General features: G+C 47.0%; 13 protein-coding genes. 2 read left to right on the top strand and 11 right to left on the bottom strand.

The window, feature by feature from the left end; all coding sequences use genetic code 11:
- Positions 1-170: 170 nt before the first annotated feature.
- The 5 genes from PSE7367_RS05140 to PSE7367_RS21840 form a co-directional block, all read right to left on the bottom strand.
- Complete coding sequence (locus tag PSE7367_RS05140) at positions 171-1,442, bottom strand: ATP-binding protein (RefSeq protein ID WP_015164313.1); 1,272 nt, start codon at positions 1,440-1,442, stop codon at positions 171-173.
- A 71-nt stretch (positions 1,443-1,513) separates the two neighbouring features.
- Positions 1,514-5,590 (bottom strand): DUF4132 domain-containing protein, encoded by a 4,077-nt coding sequence (locus PSE7367_RS05145; RefSeq protein WP_015164314.1) that lies wholly within the window; start codon positions 5,588-5,590, stop codon positions 1,514-1,516.
- Between the two features lie 300 nt (positions 5,591-5,890).
- A complete protein-coding gene (locus PSE7367_RS05150; RefSeq protein WP_015164315.1) occupies positions 5,891-6,757 on the bottom strand; it encodes an isoprenyl transferase in 867 nt (288 codons plus the stop codon).
- A 41-nt stretch (positions 6,758-6,798) separates the two neighbouring features.
- Positions 6,799-7,977 (bottom strand): ferritin-like domain-containing protein, encoded by a 1,179-nt coding sequence (locus tag PSE7367_RS05155; protein WP_015164316.1) that lies wholly within the window; start codon positions 7,975-7,977, stop codon positions 6,799-6,801.
- Between the two features lie 29 nt (positions 7,978-8,006).
- Positions 8,007-8,186, bottom strand: a complete 180-nt coding sequence (locus tag PSE7367_RS21840; RefSeq protein WP_015164317.1) for a hypothetical protein — start codon at positions 8,184-8,186, stop codon at positions 8,007-8,009.
- A gap of 332 nt (positions 8,187-8,518) precedes the next feature.
- On the opposite strand from PSE7367_RS21840, the gene PSE7367_RS05160 reads away from it, so the two are divergent.
- Positions 8,519-11,299: a tetratricopeptide repeat protein gene (locus PSE7367_RS05160; protein WP_051037877.1), complete on the top strand. Its 2,781-nt coding sequence runs from the start codon at positions 8,519-8,521 to the stop codon at positions 11,297-11,299.
- Between the two features lie 2 nt (positions 11,300-11,301).
- Here PSE7367_RS05160 and PSE7367_RS05165 read toward each other — a convergent pair whose 3' ends face one another.
- The 5 genes from PSE7367_RS05165 to PSE7367_RS05190 all read right to left on the bottom strand — a co-directional run bounded on the left by PSE7367_RS05165 (position 11,302) and on the right by PSE7367_RS05190 (position 17,285).
- On the bottom strand, positions 11,302-12,903 hold the full coding sequence (locus tag PSE7367_RS05165; RefSeq protein ID WP_015164319.1) for a phospholipid carrier-dependent glycosyltransferase: 1,602 nt from the start codon (positions 12,901-12,903) through the stop codon (positions 11,302-11,304).
- Between the two features lie 52 nt (positions 12,904-12,955).
- Positions 12,956-13,672 (bottom strand): TVP38/TMEM64 family protein, encoded by a 717-nt coding sequence (locus tag PSE7367_RS05170; protein ID WP_015164320.1) that lies wholly within the window; start codon positions 13,670-13,672, stop codon positions 12,956-12,958.
- A gap of 312 nt (positions 13,673-13,984) precedes the next feature.
- Positions 13,985-14,614 (bottom strand): OmpA family protein, encoded by a 630-nt coding sequence (locus PSE7367_RS05175; RefSeq protein ID WP_015164321.1) that lies wholly within the window; start codon positions 14,612-14,614, stop codon positions 13,985-13,987.
- A 43-nt stretch (positions 14,615-14,657) separates the two neighbouring features.
- Entirely contained in the window at positions 14,658-15,290 is a 633-nt protein-coding gene (gene ruvA, locus PSE7367_RS05185) for a Holliday junction branch migration protein RuvA (protein ID WP_015164322.1), read from the bottom strand.
- Positions 15,291-15,563: 273 nt separating this feature from the next.
- Positions 15,564-17,285: a coiled-coil domain-containing protein gene (locus tag PSE7367_RS05190; RefSeq protein ID WP_015164323.1), complete on the bottom strand. Its 1,722-nt coding sequence runs from the start codon at positions 17,283-17,285 to the stop codon at positions 15,564-15,566.
- 710 nt (positions 17,286-17,995) lie between these two features.
- On the opposite strand from PSE7367_RS05190, the gene PSE7367_RS05195 reads away from it, so the two are divergent.
- Complete coding sequence (locus PSE7367_RS05195; protein ID WP_015164324.1) at positions 17,996-18,928, top strand: NAD(+) kinase; 933 nt, start codon at positions 17,996-17,998, stop codon at positions 18,926-18,928.
- A gap of 71 nt (positions 18,929-18,999) precedes the next feature.
- Here the strand turns inward: PSE7367_RS05195 and PSE7367_RS05200 are convergent, their stop codons facing one another.
- Positions 19,000-19,929, bottom strand: coding sequence for a HEAT repeat domain-containing protein (locus tag PSE7367_RS05200; RefSeq protein WP_015164325.1), 930 nt, complete (start codon positions 19,927-19,929; stop codon positions 19,000-19,002).
- Positions 19,930-20,137: the final 208 nt, after the last annotated feature.

The following is a 20,137-nucleotide window of genomic DNA, read 5'->3' on the forward strand; positions in this document are numbered from 1 at the left end:
TTGCAAGGTATTCAGATTAATACTAAGGGTGCTCTTGGTTTTTTGGCCGAGCTTTAATGATCCTTTTGTAAACTAGTCATGGTTTGCTGACATTTACCATTTTTAGCCCATTTTTAGTCAGATATCGCCCACATCTAAACAGCTTTAGTTCGGCAGCTTCGTGGACTTAACTAGCGCAACCATTTTCTAGCCCTATAAAACTCACCCCATGCGGGCTGTTTTTTACCGCGTGATTTAACCACCACATCAAAATAATATTTCAGTTTCTTAGCGTCTTCCGGGTTGTCCTTTAACACAGCACCCACCAAATTTTTGACAATATGCTCGCCGGACATTTTGCCATTGCCGAAGTAACAGGCATCTAAACCAGCCGATACCCCCACTGCCACCGCTTCCGCCGTAGACATGACGGTGCTGGGCTTTTCGATTACGGTTCCTTCCACCGTCCGCCCCTGGCGCAAATCATGGAAAGTAGTCACCAATAGATCGATCACATCATCGGTAATTTCTACCTTGGCCTCGGCTTGGGCTAACAAAGATTCGGTTTGGGCTTTGACTAGCTCAAGTTCCAGCTTTTGATCGGCGATCGGCAAGACGGTTTCAAAATTAAAGCGCCGCTTCAGGGCACTGGACATATCATGGACACCGCGATCGCGGGTATTGGCAGTGGCGATCACATTAAACCCACGCTGGGCAAATACAATCCCATGCTCGTCATTCAATTCGGGGATATGTAGCACCTTATCGGACAAAATGCTCACCAGTGCATCCTGAATTTCTGGCGGACAGCGGGTAATTTCCTCGAACCTGGCCAATTTACCCGATTGCAACGCTCGATAGAGAGGAGATGGCACTAGGGCTTGCGGACTAGGCCCCGCCGACAACAACAGGGCAAAGTTCCAGGAATATTTGATTTGATCCTCGGTTGTGCCTGCCGTGCCTTGAATTGTGTTGGTAGAATCAAGGGCGATCGCTGCCGACAACAACTCCGACAACATCGATTTGGCCGTGCCGGGTTCACCCACCAGCATCAAACCGCGATTACCAGCCAGGGTGACAATACAGCGATCGATCAGCGCATCATCGCCATAATACTTCTGGGTAATGATCGTTTCGGTTGTTTTTCCCTGCCATTGATGCTTCAACGCTTTTTGATCGGAACCCAGAATAAAGGTACGCACCGCGCGGGGGGAAAGATGCCAGTTGGGGGGCTTGGGGTTTTTGTCATTAGCTGCCAGAGCCGATAGCTCTTGGGCATAGCGCTGCTCCGCCGGAGCCCTGACGATGGTTTGATTAGGCTTATTCTCATCAATCGATCGCTCAGCTTGATCGACTGCCTCTGTCTCGATCGCCGATGCTGTTGATGTCTTGCTGGCAGAACGTTTACTAGTTTTGCTTGCTTTGGTGGTGCTAGCAGATTTGGGGTTACTGGATCGCGGCATTGCTCAGGGTTCGATTTTAAGGATCTAGTCGGAATAGCTAATTTGATTATAGAGAAGTTAAGCCAGTTTATTTAATAGTAGATATCAATCTGCTTTTCCCAATCTTCCCGATAACCACTACCCTGTTCTGCCAACTGCTTCATATCATTCCAGATCTCGCTCAGCAACACGGTAGGAATTTCGTCCAGAGGAATACGATCGGCTTCGTCATAATAACCATAGTCATGCTCTGCTGCCAGGCTCCGGAAAAAGAACGATCGCAGCGCCACATCCATCTGGTCTTCGGGCAGGTAGCTACCGGAAAATTCAATCAGAGCCTCGATTCCCAGGCCAGGAAAAGCCTTGCGATATTCACTAAAACAATATTCAGTCGATCGGCCGCGCTCATAGCCCAGCTTTTTGACCTTACTACGCAGTGAGAACGAATCCATCACATAGCCCACAAAATCAGCAACTTCGGTTTTATTCTTGTTTTCTTCTGCCAGGATATATTGCTGCTTGCCAAACTGCTGGAATAGCGGCGTAATCTCATAATCGCTGAGGTGGGCTTGCCAGAAGGCGATCGCTTGTTGGTCTAGCAAAATATCATGGGCGATCTGGATCGTGGCATTCTCCTTAATCACCACTTCTTCATCCTCAACATCGGTAAAGCTGCCATCATCAAGGGGGCGAAAAGTGTTCACGACCTGTCCGTCTTCACATACAACCCAGACCAATCGCTGACAGAGCCGCCCCATAATTGGATGTTGATTTAAGAAAGCCTGCCAATCGCGGAAGACCCACGATCGCTGCGTACACATCGCCTCATACAATCGCTCCGTTTGCATTTTGAGCACTTGCTTTAATTGTTTCTTGGCTGCTGAGTAGGTTTTCTTCGCTGCCTTGGCCAGATCGGCATCATCGTCCTTACGATCGTTGGGTAAGGATTTCAGCACCTTACGATCGCTATCAGTGAGAATTAAATTAAGCTGACTATCCAGAACCAGCGTAAATTGCCTTGCACCATAATCAAGGGTCATTTCTGGCTTGTCTTCAAATCCAGCCGTAGGAATGGTGCGATCGCCCAGTTCGTCTGGTGTCCAGCCGTTACGCTCGGCGATCTCCTCAATGAATTTACCCGCCGCCTCTTGAATATTCTTCGATCGGAACCGCTTCGCCACCGAGAGGATATATTGAATCGCACTAAAATCTTCTACCCAGGTTAAAATCTGCAATAGAGCCATGCATTGCGCCGATCGCCTTCCATACCATTTGGTTAAATATTCCTTGGCAATCGGTACAGCGGCCACGCCACAACAAGCAGAAGCGATCGCTAAAATCCCTTTATCCTTCGTAGCACTGGTCGTAACCAGAGCAAGGCGATCTTTGAGAAATCCTTGATAAATACTTTCCTTAGTTGCTCGTCTTGCTTCCTCAAGTCCTTGCCACGTGGAATTTGCATTGTTTTGCGCATATTCTTCTACTTCCTCAATTTCTGATTGATTTAGTTCTCTTTTGTGCCAGTCTTTAAGGCCATTCAATTTCTGTTGATAATATTGTTCATATAGCACTTCAATATTTGCGGGTGCGCCTTTAAGCCATCGCTGATAGAATGCCCAAAGGGAAGCCATATCTTGTTTTGCTAGCTTTTCAGCTTCTGACTGGCTATAAGTTGGACGAGTGTCGTGGGCGATCCAGCTTTCTAAAATAAAATGTCCCAGCAGCTCCCGTTCTTCCGGCACAAAATAAGAGCTATACAACTGCACGATCGGGCTGGGCTCAACCAGCTTTTGCTTATGGGCTTTGACAATGAACCAGATAATAATATCTTTTTCGACCGGCTTACCACTATCTTGCCAATGGATTGTAGGTAATTGTTTAAATGGGAACCAGGATAATTTATCGGGAATGCCTTTCTTAAGTCCCTTTGCTGCTTCTGCCTTCAGTTCATCAATATTAATAAATTCCGTTGCCGAAACCCCTAAGCGTGACAGAATCCGCATATAGGCATCTTTGGCATTCTCATTTTTCTCAGTTTTGAGGGTTGTTTTAATTAGCTCGATCGCTGCCTCACCATCCGATCGCTCTAACCATTGAGCCGCCGCGATCCGACCAGTGACATTACTGCGATCGTTCAGGGCTGCATAGACGCGATCGTGGTAGTTGGGTAGCTTGGTTAATATTTCCTGGGCTTGGGGCGATTCTTTCTTTGAACCACCCAGGGCGATTTCCCATAGCTTAGGTTCTAGTTCGATCGGTGGAGTAGGGAATTTAGCTAAAATCTCCAATCCCAGTTCTCGAAGTGCCTGCATCCCATAGTCATAATCATAGGGACTAGACTTGACCTTTGGTGTGAATATTTCAATGAGGATATCAGTATTCTCAGCAAAATAAGGCCAGACTGCTTCATCCTCCCATTTGATCACTGCTTTTATGATCCGGTTATCATAATGTTTAAAAATCTCATACCTAATAAGATCGTTTTTAACTTCAAGGAATTTGAGCAATTGTTCTAGTTGCCTTATTCCAAACCTGTTCTTATTTCTACTGTAGTAGTGATTGAGATATCTCAGGAAACGGTAGCCGAAGTAAGCAGGTTCATCGTATTCGTCCTGTTCTATATACTTATGTTTACGGCTAGGGATTTCATCTAGGATTAGCAATAAACGAACAAGATGAATTGGCTCAAGCTCCGGCGATTCTAGAAAGCCTAATATAAGCTTTTCACATTTGCTCTCTTCGGTATAGTGAAAAGGAATTAATAATCTCCCTGATGGCTGGCAATCCTTTGCTTTCCCAGACTGCAAAACATGCCAGATTTTATTAATTTGATGATCTGGGAGCTTGTCTGGAGTCAACCTATCATTATTGGCATACATAGAGCTGGGGATTTTTTTTAAGCGATCGACATATTCAGTTACAGCCTGATCGCAATCCTTGAGCATCTGTTTAAAGGCTTCATAGACATGCTCTGGCAATGGAGCCTCTAACTTAACCTCTGGCAATGGAGGCAATTGTAATTCCTGCTTTTGTTCTGGTTCCTCTTCCTGAGCGATCGGCACAGTTAAAATCCTTTCGATCGCGCCCCGCACCTTCGCCGACTTCTCCTGTTCCTGGCGCTGTTCTAGAAATTCCTGCAAACCTTCTGGTTTTAGTTTTTCCAGCAAATTAATTGCATTGAGTCTAGACGCTGCGCCAGCATCGATCGCTGCCTGCTTCAGCCCTGGCAACAGCAAATCACGATGGGTAGCAAAAAGTGCTTCCGCCTGCTGCCGCACTGACTTAGAAGTACCGATCGCCATCTCAACAACTTTCTCATTCAAAGCCTCCACCAACGGCTGACAGGTAGGATAACTAAGGATCTTCAGGGCATGAATGCGAGTATAGATTTCCTTATCATGCAAAGCTTTTTGTACTACATCAAGATACTTAAGTGCAAAAGCACCAAACTGCGGATGCTGTGCTAGTAAATCGATCAACGCATTGATAGAAGAATAATATTGATCCTCAGGGAATACGCTTTTTACTAAGACCTCTGGGTTTTCGCCCACAGTCTCCAGCATCTCCGCCAGCAGATCGAAACTTATGAATTCAGGCAAGCCATAGTAATCATCATCGCTTGATTCATTGCCACCTGCGATCGTGCCACCAAGCATGGTAAAAGCAATACCTAGACCTAAAGATTTAGCCTGACGACGCTTCTTCTCCGTTGAGCCAGCCGCCGCATAGAGAAACGGATCAAGATGAGCTGATTTACCAAAGGGGATAGTGCCAGCCCCAAACATTGGCATCACCTGAGCTTCAGCACTATAGATTTTGGCAAGGCGACAGAAGAGGTCAACATCATTGATATTTTCTTTGCCAAACAGTTCAAATACCTTACCTCGGCACTTTTCTGCTTTCTCAACCGCTTTCTCGTAGCGATACCATTTCCGCATAGCGCTAGCAGAAGAGAAGTTTAAGCCCTGACCAAAAACCTTAACCAGTTGATCTAAAACAGTCTGTGATCCTTCTGCATCGACCAAAAAATTAATTAGCGTACGGGGCAAGTTCTGATCCATGATCCGGAAGCGATCGAAGTCTTGCGCCAATAGCTCCAGCATCTCCGCCGACAAACCTAGAGGATTAGCTAGTTCCTCTGCTTTGATCATCTGTTGCCACCATTCCATAGATCCTTCCTCTCCCACTAATCTATAAAAAATGCCTGTACTAGTCGATCGCGTTCATCTATGCCATTAAACTACTAGCAGTTTCAGCCAAAATCCCATCTAAAATATAGGATCAGCATACCCAACTAGCCCCAGCTTAGATCCAGTTTTTTGTGATTAAAAACCAGTATTTAGGGCAAGGGTAAATCCACCAGGGCGATCGCTTCTTTGCAAACATTATATAGATTGTTGTAACAAATATCTATTTTTGTCAAGGGGAAGAACAAATCAAGTTGTATTTGTTTTTGGCTCAGCTCAGACTCAAACTTTACCAAAACGCCGATCGCGCTTTTGAAACGAAATCAACGCCCGATAAAACTGAGTTAGGTCAAATTCAGGCCAGAGCGCCTCTGTAAAATAGATTTCCGTATAGGCCAACTGCCACAGTAAAAAATTACTCAAGCGCATTTCGCCGCTGGTGCGAATCAACAAATCGGGATTGCCAATTTCAGAAGTATATAAATGCTGCTCAAAGAGTTCCTCAGTGATCGCTGTGGGCGAGAGGTTCTGGGCTTGAGCAAGTTCTACCACCTTCTGGCAAGCACTGACGATCTCATGCCGGCCACCATAGTTGATCGCCACAGTAAAGTTAACCGCGCGGTTATTGGCAGTTGCCACCATTGCTTTTTCAATCGCCGATCGCAGAGAGACAGGCAAAGGGTTGAGATCGCCCACAAACCTGATTCGCACCCCTTCTCGCTCCATTTGTTCTAGCTCACGGCGGATCATCCGCTCAAACAATCGCATCAAGAAGCCTACTTCTTCGCGTGGTCTGCGCCAATTCTCGGTTGAGAAGGCATAGACTGTAAAATATTTAATTCCTAAATCTTTGCAACAGCGCAGAATATTTTTAACCGTGATTACGCCCTGACGATGGCCCACTGCTCTAGGTAGGCCGCGCTGCTCTGCCCAACGACCGTTTCCATCCATAATCGCCGCCACGTGGTTTGGCAATCGCCCTAGGGCTATTTCTGGCTGCATTGTTTGTTGATTCATAGTTGACCAGGCATCATAGACATCTTGGGTATTTGGGGGTTGAGCGATCGCCTGATATGCTAATCCCAGTTCTGGCAATGGCATTACTTCTTGAAAATCTTGCATTTCCATAAACTTCTGTACTTCCGACATTAGTTCTCCCTCCCGCTTGGATTTTGATTCGTATAATTCGCTTAATTTGCTTGCTGCGATTGATTTGCCAATGGCGGAATGCCAAACAAATCTTGTAAATATATATCGCTCAGACTTCTGCTCCAGCATCGCAATCGCCACAGCACGATCACAAACACCCAGATTAGTTCTAAGCGATTTGGCCATGACCAGCTTCGCCAACCCACCAGACCCATTACGTGGGTGAAGGTATCAAATAAATTATTAGTCGGCGGACGAAAGGTTCTGGTTGAATTTCGATCGCATTGCTGATCAGAATCAGTCGATCGCAAGATCTCTTGGCTAGGGGCGATCGGTTTTGGCTCAGATTCTGATGTTCTCAAGTTTACCCACCAGGATCGCTTGATTTGAGCTAGGCCGATCGTAAATAAGCGACCAAAAATCGGGGTGAGAGCAACCCTGGAGCCAGGGAAAGCCCAGAGCCCAAAGCCCAAAAACTTGGTCATATGATTGACTTCATCGCGGAATAGTTCCACCATCAAATCCCGCAATGCACCAGTAGAATGAGCCATCAACCACAAATACAGGCAGGTTGCGCCATATTCCGTGGTGGTGCGATGCAAGCCATGTCGAAATAGATCCTGATGACGATCGCCAGAGGGCTTATATTCCTTGGCGCGAAGTTTAATGGATTGTGGTGGCTGCCCTGCTAGTTGTTTATAAAGTCGGCGTAATACTGGCGCGTGTTGGCGTTCTTCTTTTTCCCATAAGCCCATCTCAACTAATGTTCCATCTGCCGATCGCATACCACCAACAAACCTGGCCATCTCTGGATAAAGCTGTTGTAGATATTGCCAACTGGTGTGGGAATAGGAATGAATTGGCGCTTCAATGTTCATGCAGCCCTGCAAAACGGCCAGATAAACCTGGGGGGTAATGCCGATAATCAAACTAGGGTCGATCGCTTGCCAATTGATTAGCTGCCAGGGTCGCATTTGTGGTTGTTGGAATTGAGCTGGCAAGTCTTCCAGGCGATCGCTTAGTTGCCGAAACGAAAGAAAATTATTTAACAGGGAGTGAATCTTAAGCAAAGGCGAATCAACTGGTTCAGGTTGCTCGCTACCAGTCTTTATCGGGAGCTGATTCTTGAGAGGAACCGCTGGTTGCGAATCGCAGATAGTTCCCTCAGGGTTAGCGATCGTGGCGCTATTCTGGCCGGATCGGTGGATCTGACTTGGCATTATCTATTTCTCTTTCTAGTAAGTAGCTGTTACTGGATCTTGAGTTTGAGTTTGAATTTGAAGTTGAATTTAATAAATGTTGGAGAATAGAGGGAACAGAGGCCTGCAGGGTTGGGGTAATTCTGTTTAGCAGCCAGAGAATACCCTTGGCTTAATAAAATAAATGGGGGTGAGGGAAGAGTAGCAATGAGCGCTAGGGCAAATTTCATAGAACTCCTCCTTTTCGCTAATTCGCTTTTTCCAGGTGGATACTTATGAGCAATTACTTATGGGCAATTAACGGATGCCTGCATGTATTAGCTAATCAAATCATTCCTGATTTGTCAGTCGGAAGAGGTCGGCAATTCCTGGCTACTTAGCGGTTTACGACAAACTCAAAGTCGGTAAAAGTAGGATCAGGTAGGATCTCAACTGATTTAAAGCGTTTTTAACTGATTTAAATGAGGCGATCGACCTAGACCAAGCCACAATCGGGTACAGTGAACTTACGAACGCTCTAGATCGGTAAAGTTGTTAGCTTAGTTAGATTGATTCAGGTTGCTTGAACCATTCACCCCAGGATTTACCATCCCCGTTAGGGAATCAATTCGGAAGCGATCGCGCAGTATTTGCGGTAGAGGATGCGATCGCCACAATTGATGCAATCCTGTTTATGCACAAGGGTAAACATCTGGATGATTTACAAAGTACAATCCTGCGGCATTCCTGGGATGGCGATCGCTATGGGGAAATCGCCGATCGCTATGGTTGCACCGAGGGACATGCTAAGGATATGGGATCGCAACTCTGGCGGCTTCTCTCTAGCACTTTGGGGGTAAAGGTCAACAAAAGGAATTTACAAACCGCGCTCAAACGTTATCTAGGCAAGCATTTGCGCCAGGATTTAGGTTATGCGATCGCCCAGGGTCAAGCTTACTTACAATCTGATCATGGCCAAGCGATTCCTAACCCAGTAATTGCAAATGCTGAGGTGCCAGAGAATCAGTCTATTGCTCAAAATACAACGAATCATGTAAGTCACGAAACTGCTAATCCTCATTTCGTGGGTCGCAGTGGCGCGATCGCCTATCTAGATCACCTCAGCAGCCTGGGTACGAAAGTGATTTTGATCCAGGCTCAGGGCGGAGTCGGCAAAACCACCCTGGCAAGGCAGTATTTACAGCAAAAATTTGCTCAAGTGCTGGAATTTGCGATCGCCAAAGAAACCAGTAATATTACTTCGATCGAAAGCTTAATTGAGGAACGCTTACAGCAACTTGGCCTGGAACCTGGCCGCGAGTTTGGCATTTCCCTCGATCGACTCAAGCAAAAGCTGGCACAAACCCCGATCGGCATCTTAATTGACAACCTGGAGCCCGCCCTCGATCGCCACGGTAAGTTGATCGCGCCCCATCGTGGCTATGTGGAACTGCTGGTCACTCTGTCAGCCCCAACAGTGCGGTCATTAACTTTAATTACTAGCCGCGATCGGCTCTCGGAATCAGCGATCAAACTGCGTCGCTATTTGTTGCCGGGGTTAGCACTTTCCACCTGGCAATCTTATTTTGCTAACTATTTGCCTAAGCTACGTCCTTTCAGACCAGCCGATCAAGTCGATCAATTTGATCGGTATGGGGAGCTAGATCTAGATCAACTTAGCCTCGACACGATCGCCCAGATGCACCAATCCTATGGCGGCAATGCCAAGGCGATGGACATTCTTTGCAGTGCGATCGGCCATGATTTTGATGGCGATGTGGTGGGTTATTGGCAGGAGTTTCAATCTGCACCATTAGCACAGCGGGATTTGGCCAACCTGGTGACCAGCCAATTCGATCGCTTATGCAGTCTGGATCTTGCGGCCTATCGATTGCTCTGTCGCCTTGGTTGCTATCGCTATCAGGATGTTTCTACTATTCCCAGTGAAGCTGTTTTAGCATTGTTATGGGATGCCTCAATCAATCAAGTTAATCAAACCAATCAAGCCAGCCAACCAGGCCAGCAACGCCGCCTAATTGAATCACTGCGCGATCGCTCGTTAATTGAACATCATCGGGGCTCCTACTGGCTGCATCCAATTATTCGGGCAGAGGCGATCGCCAGACTCAGGCAGGCTAATTATGAAACTAGTAACATTGAACCTAATTCAGAATTAGAGCTAGCCCATCGTGCCGCCGCCAAATTCTGGACAGACAGCACCAACACGATCGATACAGTCGAAGATGCGCTACGTTGCTTTGAAGCTTACTATCATTACCTGGCGATCGAGGACTATGAAGCTGCCGCCGCCGTCATTTTGCAACGCCGCCACACCAAATCAACGGGGATCGAAAGACTGGGCCGCACTTTCTATAAATTGGGCTTGCTCAAACAGATGATCACCGCGATCGCCCAGATCATTGATAAAATCCAATCCGCCTATCATCTCAGTGGCCTATATGGCATCTGGGGGGTGTTATATCGCCTATCTGGGCAAATTCATGCCGCGATCGAATGTCATCAAAAATCAGCCGCGATCGCCAAGCGACATCTGGATCGACTGGCAGGGCAATCGGCAGCAACAAATCCAACAAAGGAAACAGTCAGTAACCAGGTTGAGTTGGCAGAACAAGTAGAAACAGTAGAACAATTAAAGCGATCGTCAGCACAGCTTGAACTCCTCAACCTCAAAAATTGGCAACAACATGCGCTGTTGAATATTGGCATTTGCCAGATCGAGTTGTGGGAGCTAGAAGCCGCTAAGCAAACCTTTACCCAACTCAATAGCCACAATCGCCAGCAACTGATCGCTGAGGATCTGGCCGAGCTATATAACCCTTCCGTTGATGTGTTCTCGGCCTATGTGCATTCCTGCCTGGGCGATCGCCCAACTGCGCTTAAGTTTATTCATGATTTCGATCGTAAATTGCATCAAAATATCAGCCTGGGCACTGGGCATCGGTTTCTATTTCTGGGCTTGGCCTACAAAAACCTGGGTGAAATTGAACCCGCCTTTAATATGCTGAACCGGGCGATCGATTATGCCAATCAACATCACTACACCCAGGTTAAAGCCAATGCCATCAGTGGCCTAGCAGCACTAGAGCGATCTCAGCACAACTATCAAACTGCCCTGACACATCATCAAATGGCGATCGAGCTACTGGCGCAAATTGGCACTAAATGCGATCTGGCCGAAGCCTACTATCAACTTGGTCACACCTACGCCGCCCAAAATGACCAACCACAGAGCAGGGCTAGCCACAATCAGGCAATTAAGCTATTTCAAGAAATGCAAGCACCCCAGCAAATCAAAAAAGTCCAGCGGGCTTTGGTTCAAATTGATAGCTCGACTAACAATTAAATCTAAATCCAGTTAAACCAGTTCAGGGGCACATACCGCGACCACATCCGGTGGTAAAAAGCCTCGAACGAAATATCAATTCCCAACCAGATCGGCATAAAGAAAATTTGCGTACCCACCACCGCCAGAATAATTATGGCAAATGCGCCATAGCGCCACCATTGCGATCGTACATTTCGCACTCTTGCCCATAGCTTTAGCAATAAATCCATCAAGTTAGACTTATTTGGATTCTTTTGATCAATAAGCTGTGGATCAGTAATTTCCCCAGCGTTCTGCTCAGTTTGCGTTTCAATATTCGTCTCAATCATTAATTCGGCAGATTCGGCAGATTCAGCCAATCCAGCCTTTTGACTAACACCCTCAGGCAGCAATCGATCGAGCAAGATCGCCAGCGCCATGAAACTAAACACCGCCGCGCTCATGTAGTGATAAATAAATAAACAGCGCGACACCAGCAACCAGGGCAAATAATTAGCGCTATAGCCAATCAGGACATAGGCATCCATTGCCCGAAAACGGCGCAAGCCCTGCGCAGTCAGGGTAATTATGGCCAGGGTTGAAAACCACCACAAAACCGGATTGCCGATCGCATGGACATCAATAACATGCTTTGTCTCTTCGACGTAGTGATAGTAATAACCGATCGGACGGCTGGCGATCGGCCAGGATAGCCAGCTTGAACAATAGGGGTGGGAGTTCATCCCCATCACGGCGCTGTTGTGGTTATAGTCCCAAATATCCTGGTTAAAAGCCACAAACGATCGCCAGGTATAAACCAACCAGTTAGCAATATTGGGATTATCCCTGAGTTGGGCAATATCCAGGGTGGGAGCATACAAAATAATATGCGGTAGCCATTGCAGTTCATAGAACAAAGCCGGAGCGATCGCCAACCAGAGTAAATATTGCCACCAATCCAGGGTTTTGATTTTGTCCAGAATGCCCAGATCTTGACAGAGTTCCGGCTTCAGCCAACTATTCACCCACACTAGCGCCACCAATACCAGACTCATTAACCAGAAGCCCAGGCCATTCCATTTTGCCGCCGCACTTGCCCCCAGCATAATTCCCGCACTAGTTAAGTAGAGAGTGCGAGTTATGCCTTTGCGCTCCAGAGCGGCCAGGGACAGAACCAGAGCCGCCAGGCCAAATGCCACCAGAAAAACATTGATCAAGCCAAACCGGGATTCTACCAGGAACAAACCATCGGTGACGGTGAGAGCGCCAGTAATTAGCGCCAGCCGCCATTTGCCACTAAAACGATAGGCCACCCCGATCGCCAACAGGGGAATAATTGCGCCGACGATCGCACTGGCCAGCCGATAGCCCCAGGGATTATGCCCCAATGCCATGATCGTTACGGCAATCAGGTATTTTGCCAGGGGGGGATGTCCATCCCGAAAGGGGGTGGCGGTTAAATATTCTTCGGCATGTTTGGGGAAATATACTTCATCAAATACAGGATATTCAATCGTATCAAGGTGCCAGAGCCTCAGCCCCAGGGCGATCGCAAAGATCACCAGGCTACCGATTAATAATCGTTGATCCCAGTTAAAGGGCGATCGGGGTTGTTTAGTTTGAATTGTGTTTTCGGCGATCATACATGGCACTATCCCTGGTTAACTCGATCGACTGCTGAAATAATTGAGTTAATTATATTTCTTCTGCTATATCCAGTTTAGCCGGATGCAGATTTTGAGGCGGATCTGGATATTCTTCTGAATACTTAGTTAGGCGATCCTGCTGGTAAAAAGTTCCCGCCGCGATCACCAATGCCACTAGCGTACTCGCCAAAGTTAATGGCAACAAATCATGCTTAGTAACCGCTGCCATCCCTGCACTACCCAACCACACATAGGGCAGCAAACCGATCGGTGTACCGGCGATCGTGCCAAGTAAATAATCACGTCGCTTGACCTGGCTCAGCCCCGCCGCAAAACTGACAATTCCATAGGGAATCAGGGGCAACAATCGCGCCGCAAAGGTATAGGCCAAACCATTGGTGGCAAGCTGTTGATTCAGATCGGTCAGTTGGGGCATTTTGGCCTGGATCTTTTCGCTCCCTGAATAACCCAAATAGCGGGTTAGCGCAAACCCCAGAATTGCGGAAATGATCGCCGCCACGGTGGTGAGTAAAATTCCTTCGGTCACCCCAAACAAAGCCCCACCCGCCAGATTAAATGCGGTAGAAGGCAAGATCAACAAGGTAGCGATCGCATAGGCAAAAATGAATACCACCCGCCCCCATGTTCCCGCCTGCTGCACCAGCTCAATGATCTGCTCGAACCGATCGAAGTTGGCCAGGGTGAGGCCACCGATCGCAATACTGATTACCAGCAAGATGGAAATAGTTTTAGACGGTTGCAGCATTTATGTTTGGTCTATTTGAGGCTATTTAGATCTGTTTGAATTGGTCGAGTAGTAGAGGTTTATGAGGGAAAAACTTCTAGATTTTGCATAAAGGCAGCTTGAGTTGGTCTCGATCCGATCGCCAAGTACCACAAGTATCATCACATGATCATCGCTGGGTCTATGAGCTAGAGCGATTATGCCCATTCGGCTAGCTTAGATTAAGCAATAGTCGATCGATCTACCGCTAAAAGCTTGATCTCTGATGCCTTAGATTCGAGATAGAAAATTAGATAGTTAGCGATCGCTCCATTTATACCCTATTCATCGCCCCTATGGCTCACTAACCACAATCTCGATCCGGCGGTTTTTGCGACGGTTCTCAGCAGAATTATTAACCTCGATCGGTTGACTCCCCCCATAGCCCAGCGCAATCCAGTAATAGGTTTCTGTGCCACGCAATCGACTCAGATAGTCCCTCACTGCCACCGCCCGCTGATAGGACAGCTCCAGGGAATCGCTTTCCAGGGCTTGGCCATCATTGTCCATATGCCCCAAAATACTGATTTTTTTACCTGGTTCCAAGGGCAGTTCGGCCGCAACTTGATCCAGAATTTGATGGCTAGCAGGATCTAGGTCAGCCCGATCGCCCTCAAACAGCACATCAGCAGCAAGGGTGAATTTTTGATCTTCCTGGCGCATCAAACGACCAAGCTTGATCGGTGGCACCAAATCCGGCTTGACGATCGCCAGGCTAATGCCAACAACAGTAGCGATCGACATGCCCACCCCCAGCACAATTAATCTGAAGAAAAAAGCAAAAATGCTCCCCAACAGGCTACCGGATTCTTTTGGCGGTGGCGGCGGTGGATTGTCTATATTGCCGCTGTATGACGACGGCGGACTGGGCGCTGGAGTTGGTGGCAACTCTGGTTCAGGGTTAGCAGATGGTTGGTCTGACACAATGGCACTCCCTCAATTAGCTCTATCACTCTAAAACATTAGCTTAAGTTTTGCTCAGCCAGCCGATCGCTGCTTTTAACCAGGCTTCCACGTCTTTACTGTTGACCAGATCAGGTGAAGTGGCGATCGCCCCCAGCGCCGCATTAATTTCCTTGGCCGTATAACCAAATGCTAGCAAAGCCATTTCTAGATCTTCCTGCACTGCCGACACCACTGGATTGACCACCCCCGCATGTTGCCGCCAATCGGCTAGTTTCGATCGCAACTCCAATGAAATCCGCTCTGCTGTTTTTTTTCCCACCCCCGGAGTCAGGCTCAGCACCCTGGCATTACCGGTCACGATCGCTTTTACTAAATCCTGCAGCCCTAAAGTATTAAGCAAGGCGATCGCCATTTGCGTGCCCAACCCCGATACACTAATTAACTGGCGAAATAAATCTCGCTCCGCGGCGGCCAGAAATCCAAACAAGACCATCTGATCTTCGCGCACCTGTAAGTGGGTATAAATGGTGGCTTCGGTGCCGGAGGCTGCCAGGTTCTCGATCGCATTGTTGGTAATGATCAAGTCGTAGCCAACTCCTTGCACATCCAGGGTCAAAATCGAAGAGGTCGCCGACTTACGCGAGGATTCACTGGCGCGAATACCGGCGATCGTCCCGCGCAGATAACCAATCATGGCCGCATCTCAATAGGTTCGGTAGGTAATATAGTTGATCGCAATAATCGCAATAAATGGTCGCTAGCTTAAAACTTAATCCGAATTTCTACTTCAGCAAGTGCAGGTATATTTCAAGTCTCTATCGCTAATTCTAAAATTCTAATTAAGGCATAGAATAATTCTAATTAAGACATAGAAGTCTCACCAAGCAGGATTACCTTGATCTAAGACTTGATCTAAAAACTGCTGTGATTGTCAAAATCGTGAACTTAGGAAATTAATTAGTTCAGCTTAGCGCGACAGGGGCGGAAACTGAGGTAGTTTCACCGCCGCCAGAGAAGCAAGGGATTTCCGATCGCTGCCTTTGATCGTTGGCGCTGGCACCGTTGGATCAATGGCATTACTTGGGGCATTACTTGGGGCATTACTTGGGGCATTACTTGGGGCATTACTTGGGGCATTACTAGGGGCATTATTAGGGGCGCTATTAGAACTAACAGAACTAACAGGGCTACCAACCTTGCTATTGTTCAGGTCTTGAATAAACTTGGGTGCAGCTACCCTGGGAATGGCCACAATCCCCGCATAGTTATAGCTGCTGTGGTTATAGGGGGCTGGGTTGGGTTGTTGCGGAGTCGTCGGATTTACAGGAGTAGGGGTCGATCGCTCTGGCTCGGTAAATGCTAGCTCTGATTCCAACTCATTATCCTGTTCGGCTATTAGATTTAGATTAGAATTCAGCTCAGGCGCAAAGGGCTGATCGCTGGTGGTTGCAAAAACCTGGGCTTGGGCTAAGGCAATTACCGCCTCGATCTCAGGATTGCTGGTCAAAGTAGCTGGGCTCTTACTCAAATCATTGCTTAAATCAAAATCAGCGATCGTCGTGGCAAAAGGATTAAGCTCATGAACCGCTGGCGCTTCCGGTTCAGATTCTGCAACATCTGATGTTTGCCCTGATGTTTGCTCTGATGTTTGAATTAATGTTTTGCCTAAATCAACATCGTTGTAATCATTCACCTTAGCGATCGTCTCGGCGATCGATTCACTCAAGCTTTCCAGGGCTGATTCAATCGCTTCAATTTCCGCAGCATCACTAATCTGAGCAGAATTTAGATCAACTGAATTGGTAGCTGGCTCTGTTGGCTGGCGATCGATCACTTCAATTCCCATATTTCCCATATTGGCAAAGGCTGGCTCCATTGGGTTAGGAAAACTGGTGCGATCGAGGAGGGGTTGATCGAGCTGAATCTCATGGCCATCAAAACTATCAGCCAGGGATATGGGTGAATCCAAGCATCGCTCTAGGGCGGCTTTGAGTTGGGAGTTATGGTGCTTCTGGCGCTTGAGGCGATTGCGGAGTTCCTGGCGATCGCAATTAATCTGCGTAATCTCTGCCTCTTTCTGGCGGAGCGTTTGCTCTAGTTCAGCAATCCGCATCTGCATCGAGTTTTGCCAGGTTTCTTGCTTTTCAATCAGTTGTTCGGTCAGGTGAAGCTTTGATTGGGTTTGGTCAAGCTGCGCTTTTAATTGAGCTACTGTTTGAGATGCTTCGACTGGCTCACCTGAATCAGCCTCAAGGTGTTGATTAGTAATATTTGTAGCCAATTTACGATCCTCACCTGTAGTTAATGTTAATGATGCGTTGGTAATGGGTGGCAGAGATTCGATCGCTGATTCTGCTTGCTCTGGCTTGGCGATCGGCTTGTCTCTAGGTAGTTCAGATAATGCTGTAACCTCTGCATCTGAATCCATATCTAAATCTAAATCTGCCATCGCCCCCGTCAAACTAGTAGCGCTAGGGGAAGCCACAACTGTTGGTTTGGATTCATGCGGTGCAACATTGGCCTCAGCCTCACTAGCCATTGCGGCAATAGTCTCGTTTTCATTTAACTCATTTGCCTGCGGAGACGTTTGTAACGTATGTACCGTATGTTCAGAGCGATCGCCACCCACGGCGGGCAGTTCTGAGGTCTTGGATTCTGGAGCAGAATTATTAAACTCAGCCTGACTCATAACCAGCCTTTAACCTAACAACATTAACGACATTAATTTACTTGCAAATCCTAGCTTAGAAATTGCTATTTGTGACTGCAAGGTATCCAAAATACAAGAAATTTGCAACTTTTTCTGTGACGATTGTTTCGATTTACAAAGGAATAGAGCTATTTATCTATGCCTCACAAGCCCTCTATTAGGATAAATCTATTCTTGTTTGTTAATTACTAAATCAATATTTGAATTTACATATGGTCTGCCAATTAACTTACATTATTCATGGCGAGATATTTAAATGTATAAGCCAATTACAGAGTCAATTCCTAGATCAATTACGGAGCCAATCACTGGGTTAATTTACCTTTGCATAAGCTTACACTAACTAAAAGTTACGATCGGAATACGATCGGAAATAGTTAAATTGTGATCAGCAAATAAATTGCATTGACTTATAACTTTGCTCGGCTAAATGCCCTTATTCATCAATCTCCATCAATATTCATCAATTTCCCAGATAGAACTAAATATTGTTTGGGTCAAGCCAAGTCAATTTACTTACACTGCATTACTTAATACCTAGACCTAAATACCTAGACCTATGTGAATATGCTTAGGAAATATGCTTAGGAAATATGCTTAGCAAAAAGGCTTAGTAAGTATGTCTGGTTTAGTGATAGGAATATGGCTCACTCGATCGCGTTAATTATTGAGAACTAAAAACAGAAGCTGTGGACTTAAAAAGCATCATAATTGCCTACAAGGCGGGAAGCCAGATTAGCCATGACTGGGCCGATCGGTGTAGCCAGGAACTAGAAGAGCTTGGTTGCAAGGTTTTGATGGGGCCTAGTGGGGTTGAGGATAATCCCTATCCAGTATTTATTGAATCGATGACCCGTGGTATCGATCTGGCTCTGGTGTTGGGGGGAGATGGCTCTACCTTGGGAGCAGCCCGCTATTTAGCCTCACAATCGGTGCCGATCCTGGCGATCAACACCGGCGGGCATCTGGGCTTTTTGACCCAGGCGATCGAGGACTTTCAAGACACCAAATCAGTTTGGCAGCGGCTGCAAAGTGACATGTTTGCGATCGAAGAGCGGATGATGCTCCAGGCCAGCGTAGTAACCGTGGATAGTAGTTGTGCAATCCCACCACGCCAAAATTTTGGCCCTTTTTATTGCCTCAATGAAATGTGCATCAAGCCAGGCTCTCCCGATCGGATGAGTACGGCCACATTGGAATTAGAAATAGATGGTGAAGTGGTCGATCAATTTCAAGGTGATGGCTTGATTGTGTCTTCACCCACTGGCTCTACTTCCTACACGGTGGCTGCCAATGGCCCGATTGTGCATCCCGGCATGGAGGCGATCGCCATTACACCAATTTGTCCGCTGAGCCTGTCGAGTCGGGCTTTGATCCTGCCGCCTCGCACCATAGTAAGGATTTGGCCGTTGGCTGATTATGATATGACCATGAAGTTGTGGATGGATGGGGTGCTGGCAACCACAGTGCTACCGGGGCAACGGGTAGATATTTGCATGTCCAGCTTTCCGGCTCAATTTATTGTGCTGCGGGAGGATAGCTCTTTTTATAATTCTTTGCGCGAAAAACTGCTGTGGACAGGCACCAGAATTAGATATGAGAATGAATTTCGGAGTGAATGAGCAAAGTTGATTACTTAATAATCTGGTAAATCTGGTAAATCTGGGCGCTTTCACTAATTACTCTAGTTACTTTATGCCTTTGAATTGGGGCTTTTGAATGGGGGCTTTTTCACCGACTCAACCACAACCACCTTTGCTGGAGCCTGATAATACTGCAGTCTGGCGATCGCACCACTAGCACTCCTGACGATTGATCGATGGGGAGATTTTAAGGCTGGCATGAGAAAATCAAGTACCCGATCGGACTTAATTTGCCCCAAGGCATCGATCGCAGTCTGGCGGACAGTTACACTCCGATCGCGGCTGAGCTTACCCAACACAGCGATCGCCATTTCTGCCTGGGGGCTTAAGCTCTTGAGGCTGGCTAACTTACCCAAGGATTCTGCCACCAGATTACGAGTAACCGCATCCTGGTGATAGGCATATTTGATTAAGGCGGGAATGCGAGCCTGATTTCTACTATTTGCCCAAACTTGAATTTGGGAGTTGATCTGGGGCTTGGGAGTCAGATCCGCAGCAAAGGTGGCAGAAGGTGAAGTACCTGCGCTAGTTTGGGGCGGATGCTGGGGCAAGGCATCGATCGGGCTGGTTGAATTAGTAGCTGGTTCAACAGGCTCAGTTACTTCAGGTGCTTCAGGTGCTTCAGATGCTTCAGGTGTGCCGATCGCACTAGCTGCATACTTAGCAATTAGATCGCTGGTTTGGGGCTTATGTTTTTGAGGTGTAGCAATTAAACCAGCAGCATATTGAGCAATCAGTGGGCTAGTTATGGGCGGTCGCTGGCCTGTAGCCAAGGCAATCTCATCAGAGGTCTCCGTATGAAACTTAACGCGATGCTGATTGCGCATGGTTTGTTCATGCTCGATGTCATCAACCAGGCGATCGAGTTTCTTTTGATATTTTTGTTCAATTTTCTGCAAGCGCCGCTCTAGCACCACATGGTTGATCGCCAGGGTAGACATAAAAAACATTAGCAACATTACACCCAGAGTTGCGCCCATTGATTCAAAAGCTCCATCAACTATAGCTACTACGACTTAATCCGATTGACTGCCAGGCTATTTATCTATGCTGTTAAGGCTGTTAAGGGCTGTTAAGGCTGTTAAGGCATAACTAAACATAATCCCATCATAATGCGGCAGGCCAAGATTACTGGGTTTATCGGCAGGTCAACTAAAAAATATGTACCACTGAATGGCTGGATTTTCT

The organism is Pseudanabaena sp. PCC 7367 (assembly GCF_000317065.1).
Classification (GTDB): domain Bacteria; phylum Cyanobacteriota; class Cyanobacteriia; order Pseudanabaenales; family Pseudanabaenaceae; genus Thalassoporum; species Thalassoporum mexicanum.

Coding starts and splice junctions, on each gene's coding strand:
- PSE7367_RS05140 (WP_015164313.1), bottom strand. CDS start 1,442: ATGCCGCGATCCAGTAACCCCAAATCTGCTAGCACCACCAAAGCAAGC.
- PSE7367_RS05145 (WP_015164314.1), bottom strand. CDS start 5,590: ATGGAATGGTGGCAACAGATGATCAAAGCAGAGGAACTAGCTAATCCT.
- PSE7367_RS05150 (WP_015164315.1), bottom strand. CDS start 6,757: ATGTCGGAAGTACAGAAGTTTATGGAAATGCAAGATTTTCAAGAAGTA.
- PSE7367_RS05155 (WP_015164316.1), bottom strand. CDS start 7,977: ATGCCAAGTCAGATCCACCGATCCGGCCAGAATAGCGCCACGATCGCT.
- PSE7367_RS21840 (WP_015164317.1), bottom strand. CDS start 8,186: ATGAAATTTGCCCTAGCGCTCATTGCTACTCTTCCCTCACCCCCATTT.
- PSE7367_RS05165 (WP_015164319.1), bottom strand. CDS start 12,903: ATGATCGCCGAAAACACAATTCAAACTAAACAACCCCGATCGCCCTTT.
- PSE7367_RS05170 (WP_015164320.1), bottom strand. CDS start 13,672: ATGCTGCAACCGTCTAAAACTATTTCCATCTTGCTGGTAATCAGTATT.
- ruvA (WP_015164322.1), bottom strand. CDS start 15,290: ATGATTGGTTATCTGCGCGGGACGATCGCCGGTATTCGCGCCAGTGAA.
- PSE7367_RS05190 (WP_015164323.1), bottom strand. CDS start 17,285: ATGAGTCAGGCTGAGTTTAATAATTCTGCTCCAGAATCCAAGACCTCA.
- PSE7367_RS05200 (WP_015164325.1), bottom strand. CDS start 19,929: ATGGGCGCAACTCTGGGTGTAATGTTGCTAATGTTTTTTATGTCTACC.